Origin of the sequence: Singulisphaera sp. GP187 (genome assembly GCF_900129635.1) — a bacterium.
Taxonomy (GTDB): Bacteria; Planctomycetota; Planctomycetia; order Isosphaerales; family Isosphaeraceae; genus Singulisphaera.
Window position 1 is genome coordinate 923,787 of record NZ_FSRB01000003.1, and the last position, 12,862, is coordinate 936,648.

The 12,862-nt window shown below is 65.7% G+C and carries 10 protein-coding genes and 1 pseudogene; 10 read left to right on the plus strand and 1 reads right to left on the minus strand.

Annotation, left to right across the window (positions count from 1 at the left end):
* Positions 1–83: 83 nt before the first annotated feature.
* Positions 84–674 (minus strand): pseudouridine synthase, encoded by a 591-nt coding sequence (locus BUS42_RS39710; protein WP_074317105.1) that lies wholly within the window; start codon positions 672–674, stop codon positions 84–86.
* 109 nt (positions 675–783) lie between these two features.
* Here BUS42_RS39710 and BUS42_RS39715 point away from each other — a divergent pair, with 109 nt between their 5' ends.
* The 10 genes and pseudogenes from BUS42_RS39715 (at position 784) to BUS42_RS39760 (ending at position 12,853) form a co-directional block, all read left to right on the plus strand.
* On the plus strand, positions 784–1,737 hold the full coding sequence (locus tag BUS42_RS39715; protein WP_074317110.1) for a sugar-binding transcriptional regulator: 954 nt from the start codon (positions 784–786) through the stop codon (positions 1,735–1,737).
* Positions 1,734–3,113 (plus strand): sn-glycerol-1-phosphate dehydrogenase, encoded by a 1,380-nt coding sequence (locus tag BUS42_RS39720; RefSeq protein ID WP_074317115.1) that lies wholly within the window; start codon positions 1,734–1,736, stop codon positions 3,111–3,113. The genes BUS42_RS39715 and BUS42_RS39720 overlap by 4 nt, the downstream gene beginning before the upstream one ends.
* Positions 3,103–3,921 (plus strand): HAD-IIA family hydrolase, encoded by an 819-nt coding sequence (locus BUS42_RS39725; RefSeq protein ID WP_074317118.1) that lies wholly within the window; start codon positions 3,103–3,105, stop codon positions 3,919–3,921. Before BUS42_RS39720 ends, BUS42_RS39725 begins: the two co-directional genes overlap by 11 nt.
* A 59-nt stretch (positions 3,922–3,980) precedes the next feature.
* Positions 3,981–5,408 carry a glycerol-3-phosphate dehydrogenase/oxidase gene (locus tag BUS42_RS39730; RefSeq protein WP_254054101.1) on the plus strand — a complete coding sequence of 476 codons (1,428 nt, stop codon included), beginning with the start codon at positions 3,981–3,983 and terminating at the stop codon, positions 5,406–5,408.
* 108 nt (positions 5,409–5,516) lie between these two features.
* Positions 5,517–6,806, plus strand: coding sequence for an MFS transporter (locus tag BUS42_RS39735; RefSeq protein ID WP_074317121.1), 1,290 nt, complete (start codon positions 5,517–5,519; stop codon positions 6,804–6,806).
* The gene (locus tag BUS42_RS39740) at positions 6,803–8,389 is read left to right on the plus strand and encodes a ribulokinase (RefSeq protein WP_074317122.1); all 1,587 of its coding nucleotides are present in this window, start codon (positions 6,803–6,805) and stop codon (positions 8,387–8,389) included. The genes BUS42_RS39735 and BUS42_RS39740 overlap by 4 nt, the downstream gene beginning before the upstream one ends.
* 330 nt (positions 8,390–8,719) lie before the next feature.
* The gene (locus tag BUS42_RS39745) at positions 8,720–9,637 is read left to right on the plus strand and encodes a hypothetical protein (RefSeq protein ID WP_074317124.1); all 918 of its coding nucleotides are present in this window, start codon (positions 8,720–8,722) and stop codon (positions 9,635–9,637) included.
* Between the two features lie 144 nt (positions 9,638–9,781).
* Positions 9,782–10,888 (plus strand): 4-hydroxyphenylpyruvate dioxygenase, encoded by a 1,107-nt coding sequence (hppD, locus tag BUS42_RS39750; protein ID WP_074317126.1) that lies wholly within the window; start codon positions 9,782–9,784, stop codon positions 10,886–10,888.
* 14 nt (positions 10,889–10,902) lie between these two features.
* Positions 10,903–11,610 (plus strand): annotated as a pseudogene (locus tag BUS42_RS39755) (fumarylacetoacetate hydrolase family protein); the annotation flags it as partial.
* 73 nt (positions 11,611–11,683) lie between these two features.
* The gene (locus BUS42_RS39760) at positions 11,684–12,853 is read left to right on the plus strand and encodes a homogentisate 1,2-dioxygenase (RefSeq protein ID WP_074317130.1); all 1,170 of its coding nucleotides are present in this window, start codon (positions 11,684–11,686) and stop codon (positions 12,851–12,853) included.
* Positions 12,854–12,862 lie beyond the last annotated feature (9 nt).

Here is a 12,862-nt window from a genome sequence, read left to right on the forward strand (position 1 = left end):
GAAAAAGTGAGTCGTTCCAGTGGATCGGCGAGCCGCCTCAGGGTTTCAGTGTACTCCAGTTTAGCCGATCTTTGGACGAACCTCTAGCGAATCGCGCCTCGAATCCGCAAAGCGTCGCGTTCCTGGGGCGTGAGCTCACGCCAGGCGCCGGGGGCGAGGTCTCCGAGGAGCACCGGGCCGATCGCCACCCGCACCAGGCGGAGGGTGGGATGGCCGATCGCGGCCGTCATCCGCCGGACCTGGCGGTTCCGCCCCTCGCGCAGCACCAGTCGAATCCAGGCGGTCGGCACGTTTTTGCGGAACCGGATCGGCACCGAGCGCTCGGGCAGAGCAGGGGGCTCCGCCAGCAGCTCGGCCTCGGCGGGGCGGGTCCGCCCGTCCTTGAGGTCGAGCCCGCGCCGTAACGGCTCCAAGGCGGTGGGCTCGGGGATCCGCTCAACCTGCGCCAGGTAGGTCCTCGGGTGCTCGTACCGAGGGTCGGTCAGCCGGTGGGCCAACGGCCCATCGTCCGTCAGGAGCAGAAGCCCCTCACTGTCCCGGTCCAGCCGGCCCACCGGGTAGACCCCCGGATGGGGGAAGAAATCCTTGAGCGTGGCTCGACCCGCCTGATCCGTGAATTGGGTCAACACGTCGAACGGCTTGTGCAACACGTAATACCGAAACGGCCTGACCATTGGCTCAACTCACCCCGGAACCCCAAACGTCGCTCACCACGGCCACTACCTTGACCACGTCACCGCGCCGAGTTACAGTCTGAATACGAATTCAGAATAATTATTCACTATGTCAATTCCAACTTACAACGACGAGCAATTGATTTTGGCCGCCAGGCTTTACTTCCTGGACGGGCTCCCCCAAGCGCAGATTGGGAAGCTCGTGAACGTGTCGCAATCGAAGGTCTCGCGGATGCTCGCGCTGGCGCGGGAGCGGGGTTTGGTGCGGATCACGGTCCCGGAATACGACTCGCGCGATGGCGGCCTGGAGGGCGAGCTGAGAGCCCGGCTCGGGGTCGAGGCCGTCGTCATTCGGACGGTCGGCGGGCTTCGGGCCGAGGATCTCCGCCAGACGATCGGTTATTTCGCGGCGCCTGTGATCTCGGGTTGGATCGAGTCGGCAAGTCGGGTCGCGGTGGCCGGGGGCCGGACGATGCAGGCCCTCGTGGAGCAGATGAAGCCGTCCCAACCGCGGCACGAGCTGACCTTGCTGCAGGCGATGGGAAATATCGACTCGAGTACCGGGCTCTATGATGCCGTGGAGTTGGGCCGGCTCATGGCGCGACGGTGGGGCGGCACGTTCCTCACCTTGAGCACCCCGGCGATCCTCCCCGATCCGGAGACCTGCCGCCGGTTCCTCGGCCTCGAGCCGATTCAAACGGTCATGAATCAGCTCGGCCAGGCGGACCTCGCGTTCGTCGGGATCGGAACGTTGGCGAACTCGGTCTTCCTCGAGCGGAACGTGCTCGGTCCCCTCGATCTCGCGACCCTGCAAGCGGCAGGCGCGGTGGGCGAGGTCCTGGGCCGCTTCTTCGATTGTCATGGCAACGAATGTACAACCCCGTTTCAACAGCGGGTCGTCAGCTTGGGTCTGAACGAATTGCGGCGGATCCCCCGGAAAGTTGGCGTGGTCGCCGGTGAGGATCGCACCAAGGCGGTGCTCGCCGCGATCGAAGGGGGGCTGCTCAACGCCCTCGTCATCAATGAGGCGGGAGCGTCCGCCTTGCTTAAGGAAACTCAATGAGCGTATCCACGGAAGAAGAGCCACTCCTGGAAGGGGCTTTGCTGGCCGCCCGCGACACCCGCTATCTCGCGGTGGAGGCGGGCGTGCGGCACAAGACGGCGGAAGTGTTCGCCTCGCTGTTCGGGACAACGCCAGCCGTGATCGTGGCGGACCAAAAGACCTTCGTGGCGGCCGGCCGAGAGGTGCAAGAGAGCTTCCGGATTGCCGGCCACGCCTTGAGCAAACCGTTCATTTTCGGCCAGCACGTCTACGCCGAAACCAGGTGCGTCAAGGAGCTCCAGAAGGCCCTCGAGGCGGTGGAAGGGATCCCGGTCGCGGTGGGATCGGGGACGATCAACGACCTCACCAAGCTGGCCGCGCACCGGCTGGGCCGGCCCTACCTGGCCGTGGCCACCGCCGCCTCCATGGACGGCTACACGGCCTACGGCGCCTCGATCACCCATCAAGGGTCCAAGCAGACGTTTGACTGCCCCGCCCCGAAAGGGGTGCTCGCCGACCTCGACGTGATCGCCCGCGCCCCACGCGGCATGAACGCATCAGGCTATGCCGACCTGCTCGCCAAGGAGGTTGCCGGGGCCGACTGGATCGTGGCCGAAGCCGCGGGGGTCGAGCCGATCGAGCCGTCGGTCTGGGCGACGGTCCAGAACCGGCTCCGCGCCTGGGTCGACTCGCCGGCCGGAATCGCAAGGAGCGAACCGGCCAGCCTGCGGCGGCTGGTCAACGGCCTCATGATGAGCGGATTCGCCATGCAGGCCGCGCAAACGAGCCGGCCGGCCTCGGGGGCCGAGCACCAGTTCAGCCACCTCTGGGACATGCAGCACCACACCTTCCAGGGCGCGGCCCCGTCGCACGGCTTCAAGGTCGGGATCGGGACGCTTGCCACCTTGGCCCTCTACGAAGCCCTGGTGCGCAGAGACCTGGGCCGGCTCGACATCGAGCAAGCGATCGCAGGCTGGCCGTCGCCCCGGCAGGTCGAACGCCGGATCGTCGCCGTCTTCGGCGCGGGCGAGCTGGCGGATAAGGCGAAGGACGAGACGCGGGCGAAGACGCCGACCGTCGAGGAACTCCGGGCCCAGCTCACGCAACTGCGCGACGGTTGGCCCGAGCTCCGCTCGAAGCTGGTGCGCCACTTGACCCCGTTCCAGAAGGTGCGCGAGGCGCTCCGCGACGCCGGTTGCCCGCACGAGCCGGAACAGATCGGGATCACCCGCGACCGCCTGCGGCTCAGCTACGAGCAAGCCTATTACATCAGACGCCGGTTCACCGTGCTCGACTTCGCGCGGCGCGCCGGCATCATGGACTCGGCGGTCGAGCACCTCTTCAGCGCCAGAGGACCCTGGCCGATTTCGAGCCCGGAGAAGCGCAATGACGTTTGACCTGACCCGAATCCGGCACGTCGTGCTGGACCTGGACGGCACCCTCTATCGGGGCGACCGGCTGTTCGAGGTGACGATCCCGTTCCTCGCGCGGCTCTCCAGGCTCGGAATCGGCCACACGTTCCTCACCAACAATACGTCGCGGAGCAAATCCGACTACGTGCTGAAACTCCAGGGACTCGGGATCGACGCCAGCGAGTCGCAGATCGCCACCCCCGCCGATACGACCATCACCTACCTGCGCGAGCGATTGCCCCAGGTGCGGGCGATCTCCGTGCTCGGCACGCCTTCGCTCTGCCAGCAGTTTGAGGAGGCCGGGTTCACGGTGGGCTGGGATTCCCCAGGCGCCGTGGTCGTCGGCTTTGATACGACCCTCGACTACGACCGGCTCTGCCGTGCCGCGTACTGGATCGGCGAAGGCCGGCCGTTCCTGGCCACCCATCCCGACCTGATCTGTCCCACCGACCAACCGACGATCCTCGTCGACTGCGGTGCCCTCTGTGCCTGCCTGACGGCGGCCACCGGCAAGGAGCCCGTCGTCCTGGGCAAGCCCGATCCGTCGATCCTGCTCGAGCTCTGCAACCGGTTCGGCCTGGCGAAAGATGAGGTCGCGATGGTCGGCGACCGGATCTACACCGACATCGCGATGGCACGACGAGCCGCCGTGCCCGGAGTCCTGGTCCTGAGTGGCGAGGCCACGAAGGCGGACGCCGTCGCGCTCGAGCAACCACCCGACCTGATCGTCGCCGACGTGGGCGAACTCGGGGAGCGGCTGGAACGCGCCCGCACGGTGGGGGCTCAACAATGAAAGACAGCCAGATCTCTCGAAAAGAACAAATCAAAGCTCTTACAAACGATCCGTTTGACGTGCTCATCATCGGTGGCGGCATCGTCGGCTCGGGCATCGCCCGAGACGCGGCGCTTCGTGGTTTGCGAACGCTCCTGGTGGAGCAGGCCGACTTCGCGTCAGGCACCAGCAGCCGGTCGTCGCGTCTGCTGCACGGCGGCTTGCGGTATCTGGCTCAGGGGCGGATCGGCCTGGTCCGCGAGGCGAGCCACGAGAAGATGCGGCTGAGCAAGATCGCCGCTCACCTCTGCCAGCCGCTGCCGTTTCTCTTTCCGGTCTGGAAAGGGGCAGGCTGGCCGCTCTGGACGCTCTCGATCGGCGTCAAGGTCTACGACCTGCTCTGCGGCGGGAACAACCTCGGAAAGTCACGCACCTACAGGCCGGCCGAGCTGCTCAAGCACTTGCCCGGCCTCCGCCGCGAGGGTCTGAAGGGGGGCACGTCGCACTACGACGCGCTCACCAATGACGCGCGACTCGTGATCGATACGCTCCGATCGGCAGAGGCGGCCGGAGCCTCGCTGCGGAACTACACCTCGTTCGTCGCCGGGACCGCATCGAACGGAACCTGGACCTGCACCGTACGCGACCAACTCGATGACGAGGTGGTCGAGATCCAGGCCCGGACGGTCATCAACGCGGCCGGCGCTTGGTCGGCCAAGATCCCCCACAGCACGGTGCGGCTCCGGCTCACCAAGGGCGTCCACGTGGTCATCGACCACGCGCGGCTGCCGGTCTCGGAAGCGGTCGTCCTCCCCGAAGGCGATCGAATCCTGTTCGTGATCCCGTGGGGCGAGCGGATCATCCTGGGCACGACCGACACCGAGTACCAAGGTGATCCGGCTGCGGTCCGCACCGACCCCGACGACATCGACTACATTCTCGGCGTCGTCAACCGCGCCTTCCCCGAAGCTCGGATCAAGCCCGACGACGTGATCTCAACCTGGGCCGGGGTTCGTCCTCTGGTCGCACCCCGACATGAAAACGCCGGTGCGCCCTCGGACGTTTCACGGAATCATGAGATCCGAATGGGGGAACCAGGCTGGTTCGACGTCGCCGGCGGTAAGCTCACCACGTACCGCTTGATGGCCGAGCAGACGATCGATCAAGTCGGCCGCCACCTGGGCGCGCACTTGCCACGCTCCCGGACGGCCGAGCTGCCGCTGTCGCCGGGACCGCACAGCGGCGTGCTCCCGCCTCCGGTCGAGCGGGAGGTGGTGGCGGAGTCTTGCCGCCAGGAGTGGGTGGTCCACCTTGACGACCTCCTGCTGCGGCGAACCTCCTGGCACTTCTACCACGCGAACCACGCGGAGATCGCCGAGCGAGTGGCGTGCTGGATGGCCGAGTTGCTCGGCTGGAATCCGGAACGCATCGCACTCGAGCTCAAGCGTTATCAGAATGCGGCCGATCATCCCCCGCGGCTCAGCCCGGCGACCGGCTCGCGGGAATGAGCGATGATGTGAAAGCGCATCGTTTCGGTTGGGCTGTTCACACTCTCAAGTAAGAAACTCGTTCGTCACCTCTCCGTCGACCAGCGATGACTCCGGGAGACCTCCTCGATGCAGCTCACCCAAGATGCGAGCGCGGCCCGCACCTCATTGATTGATCGGATCGGCATCTACCCTCCCTTATTATGGGGTTATGTCGGACTCTTGCTGTTCATGATCGGCGATGGAGTCGAATCGGGATTTCTCTCCCGATACCTGGTCGACCACGGGCATTCCGAACAGCGTGTCGCGCTCGTTTTCACGGTGTACGGCATCACGGCGGCGATCGCCGCGTGGCTCTCGGGAGCGCTGTCCGACCTCTGGGGACCACGCCAGGTCATGACGATCGGCTTGGTCATCTGGGCCGTCTTCGAGGTCGCGTTCCTCCTCGTCGGGGTCGCTCCATCGAATTACAACCTGACCCTGGCGACGTATGCCCTGCGCGGCTTCGGGTATCCCTTGTTCGCCTTCGGCTTCCTCGTCTGGATCACGGCGGCGACCCCGCGGGAGCGGTTGGGAACGGCCGTCGGTTGGTTCTGGTTCGCGTTCACAGGGGGTCTACCGACCCTCGGATCACTCTTCGCCAGCTTCATGATCCCCCAGATCGGGCATTATCCGACGCTCTGGTGCTCACTCGCGCTGGTGGTGCTCGGCGGCCTGATCGCCTTGTTCGGGATTCACGAGCCCACCGGGAAACGACGCCTGGCCCCCCCGGACGAGAAGCCGTTGAGCACCCTGATCTCGAGCATCTCGATCGCCTGGCGGAAGCCGAAGACCGCGATCGGCTGCATTGTGCGGGTGATCAACACGGCCCCCCAGTTCGGCTTCCTCGTCTTTCTGCCGCTCTACTTCACGAACACGATCGGCTTCAGCGAAGGCCAGTGGCTTCGCCTCCTCAGCGCCATCTTCCTGAGCAATATCATCTGGAACTTGCTCTTCGGGATCATCGGCGATAAGTTCGGCTGGCGACGGACCGTGGCCCTCTGCGGTGGTGTCGGCTCGGCGATGACAACGCTCCTGCTCTACTATACGCCGCACACGCTCGGGGCGAACTACCCGTTGACGGTCCTGGCCGGGATCCTCTATGGAGCGACCCTGGCGGGGTACGTGCCGCTTTCCGCCCTGATGCCGTCGCTCGCCCCGGAGAACAAGGGGGCGGCGATGTCGATCCTGAACCTGGGAGCCGGCGCGAGCGTCTGGGTGGGCCCCGCGATCGTGGCCGTCTTTCTGTCCCCCTTGGGCGTTGGGGGAGTGATGTGGATCTTCGCCGGCCTCTACCTGCTGAGCGCGGTGCTGACCCTCTTCCTGACCCTTCCCGACGAATCGACCCAAACCTCTCTGTCGACCTTGGAGGATCTGTGAGCATCGTTGCCGGCATCGACTTCGGTACGCTCAGTGTTCGCGTCTCCATTTTCGACAGCGTCAAGGGAAGGCTCGGGACCGGGACCGGCCCTTATCCGTTGCATCGCTCCGGGAATGACCCCGAGCACGCCTCGCAGAGCCACGCCGACCACATGAAGGCGCTCGTGGCGGCGATGAGCCAGGCGCTCTCCGCGGCGGAGGTCGAGGGCGATCGGATCGAGGCTTTGGCCATCGACACGACCGGATCGACGGTCGTGCCCGTGGGGGAGAATCTCGAGCCGCTCGACGACTACTACCTCTGGTGCGATCATCGCGCCTGGCGCGAGGCCGAACAGATCACCCAAACGGCCCGCGACGTGGGTCTCGAGGCGCTCGATTGGTCGGGCGGCTCGTACTCGTGTGAGTGGGGATTCGCCAAGCTGTTGCACTGGCTCCGCAGCCACCCTGAGCAACGGTCTCGGTTCGTCACGGCCCTGGAGCATTGCGACCTGGCGACCGCCGTGCTCTGCGGGATCAGCGACCCTCGGGAAGTCCCCCGGAGCATCTGCGCGATGGGGCACAAGTGGATGTGGAACGCGGCGCTGGGGGGCCTCCCCAGCGACGACTTCCTGTCCCGGGTCGACCCGCTCCTCACCGGGGTCCGGGGCAAGTTGGCGGGACGGTACGCCCGGTCCGACACCCTCGCCGGCACCCTGACCCCGGTCTGGGCGAAAGCGCTCGGCTTACGCCCCGGCATTCCGATCCCGGTCGGCGCGCTCGACGCGCACTGGGACGCGATTGGCGCGGGGGTTCGCCTCGGCGACGTCGTCAACGTGATCGGCACATCGACCTGCGTCATGGCGATCAGTGAACGTCCCGACCTGATCCCAGGGGTCGCCGGCGTCGTCCCCGGCTCGATCCATCCGGCTTACACCGGGATCGAAGCGGGGCTCTCGGCCGGCGGGGATATCTTCGAGGCCATCGCCCGACGCGCCGGGACAAGCCTCGGGGAACTCTCCCGCGCCGTCAACGACTATCGAACGGGCCAGACCGGCCTGTTGCGGTTGACCTGGGACAACGGCGACCGCAACGTCCTGGCCAATCCCCACCTCCGGGGCGCCACCTTCGGCTGGAACCTGGCGCACACCGCGGCCGACGACCTGTTCGCCGCCATGGAAGGGACCGCCTTCCACACCCGGATCATCCTCGAACGGATGGCCGAGTACGGGATCCCGGTCCGACGCATGATCAATACCGGAGGCGTCCCGCGCAAGAGTTCCGTGATCAATCGGATCTACGCCAACGCCCTCGATGTCCCGATCCTCGTGCCGACCGGCGACACGACGAGCCTCGGCTCGGCCATCTTCGCCTTCCTCGCCGCCGGAACGTTCCCGACCGTCGACGCGGCCCAATCGGCGCTTTGCACCCCGTACCTCACGGTCGAGCCCGACCCGCGGAGCGTGGGCCACGGCAACGAGCTCTTCGCACACTTCCGCTCGCTCTACTTCGCGCTCGGCCGCGACCGTTCCGAACCGATTGCCCTCGGCCGGGTCTTGCCCGACCTGCTCCGAATCGCCGCAGCGGCGAAACCGGACGACAAGTAATCCCAAGAGCGTTGCCCACCGTGACCGATCTCGCTTTTCCTTGAATTTTTGATGCGTGGATGCGGCCATGCCAACACCGCGAGGTGCCTAGGGCTCATTCCAACCCCTGGCATCCCGCGGCTTTATCCCCAAAGTGCGCCCCCCGTTTTCCGACATCAATCAGGATGTGCGTCAAGTTCGTGATTTTTTGCACAAGCATGGCTCAACGTTGGAAAGCTCGAATTGGAGGCATGGGCACCGGCTACCCCCGGTGACCTCGGCCCATTCGGGCGTATAATATTTGATGGTCGCGCTTCTTCCTCACCTCGGACATCGCACGAGGAGGCCATCATGTCTACCGCAACCCACTCCGATCACCTGCTCCTTTCCGAACGGATCGAAGGCCGACTTCAGCGAGGCGAGCTAACGCCCCTGCAGGTCAACAGCTACAAGGAGTTCCTCGACGAGGTCGATCGTGACCTCTTCCACCATCGGGTCATCACCTCCAACGCCTATACCCGCTGGTTCCAGCACGGCGAAGCGACTGACGCCGAACTGCGCCATTTCGTTCAGCAATTCTCGGTCTTTTCCAACCAGTTCCTCGTCGCGGCCCTCTTGCGGGTCATCCACGCCCCGACCCTCGAGCAAGCGCGGGCGGCCAAAGAAATCCTCATGAATGAGCTGGGGGTCATCTACCACCGGCCCGATTCGACCGGCAGGCGAGTCGAAGCCGTTGATGACGAGGGCAAGGATCGTGAGGGGGACCCCGAGCTGGTCAGCACCGAGGGAACCGTCGATGGCGGCACCTTCCGGTTCCGCGCCGCCCACTTCGAATGGCTGCTCGCCGTCGGTCAGGGAATCGGGCTCACGTACAACGACATGGGCCAGCGCAAGCACGGGCGGCCGTATACGCTCCACTTCTGCAACGAGTTGCAGCACCTCTACGGCAACGAGAACGGGCAGGTTTCCTGCGGCGCCAGCTTCGCCGTCGAGAACTGGGCGGCGGCCGGCTTCTGGCAGGAGTTGGAGGACGGCTTGATGCACATCAAGCAAACCAGGATCCCCCACCTCCGCCTTGCCTTCTTCACCTGGCATAACCGCGTGGAAGCCCAGCATGCCGGGCACGTCATGGAAGAGCTGGAAGAGGTCTTCTTCGCCCCCGACTTCGATCGCGCTCGATTCTTCGAGGGGGCACATGGGGCGCTCGAGGCGGTCTCGATGTTCTGGGACGGGTTGGAGATGGACCGGACGACGGGCATCGTCGACTGACCGTGACATCAACATCACTCAGGCGATTTGCCTGTCGGGATTTCTTCCAGGCGAGCGTGAGCGCCCCGCTCGCCCTGGAATCGAACAGAGAGGAAGTGGAGCTTCCTGAAGGACGGGCGCTCCGTAGTCCGACCGGAGGACGATATGCCGCTGTCCGATATCGTGCTGAAGCGCATCGATCACGTTCGAATGGTCGTCGGCAACGCACGCCAGTCGGCCTACTTCTACCGCAACGCCTTCGGCTTCGACGTAGTCGCCTACGCCGGGTTGGAGACGGGCGTGCGCGACCAAGCGAGTTACGTGCTCCGCCAGGGGGAGATCACATTCGTGCTCTCCTCATCCCTTCGCTCCGATCACCCCGACAACGCCCGTCTCGTCGCCCACGGGGACGGTGTCGAGTCGATTGCGTTGGAGGTCGACGACGTGCCGGCCGCCTACGAAACCGCGCTGGCGCGGGGGGCGCAAGGCATGACGCCGCCGACCCAACTGGAGGATCGGAACGGCCTCTACGAATTCGCCAGGATCCACATCTATGGTGATACGTCCCATACGTTTGTCGATCGAGGCCACTATCGTGGGGTCTTTGCCCCGGGGTTCGAGCCGCTCGACCCGGATCGGTACAGCCCCCGGACGTTTCACCCCGTCGGCCTCAAGGCGATCGACCACATCGTCGCCAACGTCGAGGAAGGGAAGATGGGGGAATGGGTCGACTTCTATGCACGCGTCCTCGGGTTCAATCTGCTGGTCTCGTTCGATGACAAGGACATCCGCACCGACTACTCGGCCCTGATGTCGAAGGTCGTGGCCGACGGCCAGGGGCGGATCAAGTTCCCGATCAACGAGCCGGCCCGAGGGCGGAGGCGGTCGCAGATCGAGGAATACCTCATGTTCCACAACGGCCCGGGGGTGCAGCACATCGCCCTGGCGACGGACGATATCGTCACCAGCGTGCGCGCCATGGCCGCCAACGACGTCTCGTTCCTGAAAGTCCCCGCAACCTACTACGAGTCGCTCCCTGCCCGCGTCGGTCCGATCGAGGAGGACCTCCAAGTGCTGGCCGAGTTGGGGATCCTCGTCGACCGAGATGACGAGGGCTACCTGCTCCAGATCTTCACCAAGCCGGTCGAGGACCGGCCGACCCTGTTCTTCGAGATCATCCAGCGCCACGGTGCCCGGAGCTTCGGCAAAGGCAACTTCCAGGCCCTCTTCGAGGCGATCGAACGCGACCAGGCGCGGCGGGGGACGCTCTGACCATGCGACACCCGTTGCCTCCCGTCGCCAGCATTCGCGACTTCTACGCGTTCGAACAACACGTAAAAACCTGTCGCGGACAACGCGGGCTCGCCATGGTGCCGGAGTGGTACGAGGTGCCCGTCTTCTACTTCTCCAACCCCGCCGGCGTGATCGGCCAGGACGCCGAGGTCTTCGCCCCGCGAGGCAGCCGGGCCCTCGACTACGAGCTAGAGCTGGCCTGCGTGATCGGAACCGAGTGCCGCGACCTCCCCGCCGACGACCGGGCACTGGCGGCCGTGGCCGGGTTCACCATCATGAACGATTGGAGTGCCCGCGACCTCCAGCGCCTCGAGATGGCCGTCGGCCTGGGGCCGAGCAAGGGGAAAGACTTCGCCACCTCGCTCGGCCCCGACCTCGTTACGCTCGACGAGCTTGCCGACCGCTACCGCGACGGCCGCCTCCACCTGGAGATGACCGCCGCCGTCAACCACCGAATTCTCTCGCGCGGGAACGCCGGTTCCCTCTACTGGACCTGGCCGCAACTGCTCGCCCACGCCAGCCGCGACGCCACCCTCCGCCCCGGCGACGTCCTCGGCTCGGGCACAGTCGGCACCGGCTGTATCCTCGAGCTCACACCCGAAGCCGTCGGCGGCTGGCTGCAACCGGGCGACGTGGTCGAGCTCACCGTGGACCGGCTCGGAACGCTTCGCAACCGGATCATCGCACACCCGCGCCCGTGAGATTTCGCTCGCCGCAGAAGTGACAACATCAACGGGCTTTCACACGTTTCCTCGAATCCAAAACGGTGAACCCATGCCTCCCTATCTCCGACTCGGCTCAGTCCCGCGCAAGCGTCATATCGCCCACCGACACGAACCGGGCTTCCGCGGCGAGGGGATCGCCTATGAAGAAGTGATCACCGTCGCCGGATTCGGCCGCGCTTACAGCATCGCCTACCACTTGCGGCCCCCGACTCGCGTGCTCAAAGTCGAGCCCGCCGGAACCGTACCTCTGGAGCTTGTTGAGGCGCCCTCCCTACGGCACCACCACTTGCGGTCGGGGGGCCTCAAGCCTTCCGGCGACCCGGTCACGGGAAGAGTCCCGCTCCTGGTCAATGACGACATCACCCTGGCCCGCTGCCGGCCCGCCAATCGCCAAGGCGAACTGTACCGGAACGCCGGCGCCGACGAGCTCCTCTTCGTCCACCGGGGCGGGGGAACCCTGCACACGATGTTCGGCCCGCTGCCGTTCCGCCCGTTCGACTACGTGGTCATTCCCCGCTCCACCACGTACCTGATCGAGGCTGACCCCGCGGAGCCACTCGACTTGCTCGTCATCGAGTCCGCCGGCTACCTGACAATCCCACCGAGATACCTCAGCTCCGACGGTCAACTCCGCCTGGGCGCACCCTACGGCGAGCGCGACCTGCACGGCCCGCATGTCGCTGACCCAATTGATCGTGAAACGGAGACGACCGTTCTCATCAAGGATGGCCGGCGCCTGACGCGCTACACGCTGGCTCATCACCCGTTCGACGTGATCGGCTGGGACGGCATGCTCTATCCATATACATTCAACGCCGACGACTTCGAGCCGATCACCGGCACGGTGCATCAGCCGCCCCCGGTGCAGCAGACGTTCGAGGCGCCCGGGTTCGTCGTCTGCACGTTCGCGCCCCGGATGCTCGACACCCACCCCGAGGCGATCAAGGTGCCGTACGCCCACTCCAATGTGGAGGCCGACGAGGTCCTCTATTATGTCCGCGGCCGGTTCGGCAGCCGGCGCGGGGTCGAGGAGGGCTCGTTCACCCTCCACCCGCGTGGCATCCCGCATGGGCCACACCCGGGAACGATCGTCGCGAGCCGCGACCAGACGCGCACCGACGAACTCGCCGTGATGGTGGACACGGCCCGGTCGCTCTCATTGACGCGGCAGGCCGCCGGGCTGGACGACCCCAAGTACCCGTACAGTTGGCTCGAATAGGATGAGGCG

Coding starts and splice junctions, on each gene's coding strand:
- BUS42_RS39710 (WP_074317105.1), bottom strand. CDS start 674: ATGGTCAGGCCGTTTCGGTATTACGTGTTGCACAAGCCGTTCGACGTG.
- BUS42_RS39760 (WP_074317130.1), top strand. CDS start 11,684: ATGCCTCCCTATCTCCGACTCGGCTCAGTCCCGCGCAAGCGTCATATC.
- hppD (WP_074317126.1), top strand. CDS start 9,782: ATGCCGCTGTCCGATATCGTGCTGAAGCGCATCGATCACGTTCGAATG.
- BUS42_RS39725 (WP_074317118.1), top strand. CDS start 3,103: ATGACGTTTGACCTGACCCGAATCCGGCACGTCGTGCTGGACCTGGAC.
- BUS42_RS39720 (WP_074317115.1), top strand. CDS start 1,734: ATGAGCGTATCCACGGAAGAAGAGCCACTCCTGGAAGGGGCTTTGCTG.
- BUS42_RS39745 (WP_074317124.1), top strand. CDS start 8,720: ATGTCTACCGCAACCCACTCCGATCACCTGCTCCTTTCCGAACGGATC.
- BUS42_RS39735 (WP_074317121.1), top strand. CDS start 5,517: ATGCAGCTCACCCAAGATGCGAGCGCGGCCCGCACCTCATTGATTGAT.
- BUS42_RS39715 (WP_074317110.1), top strand. CDS start 784: ATGTCAATTCCAACTTACAACGACGAGCAATTGATTTTGGCCGCCAGG.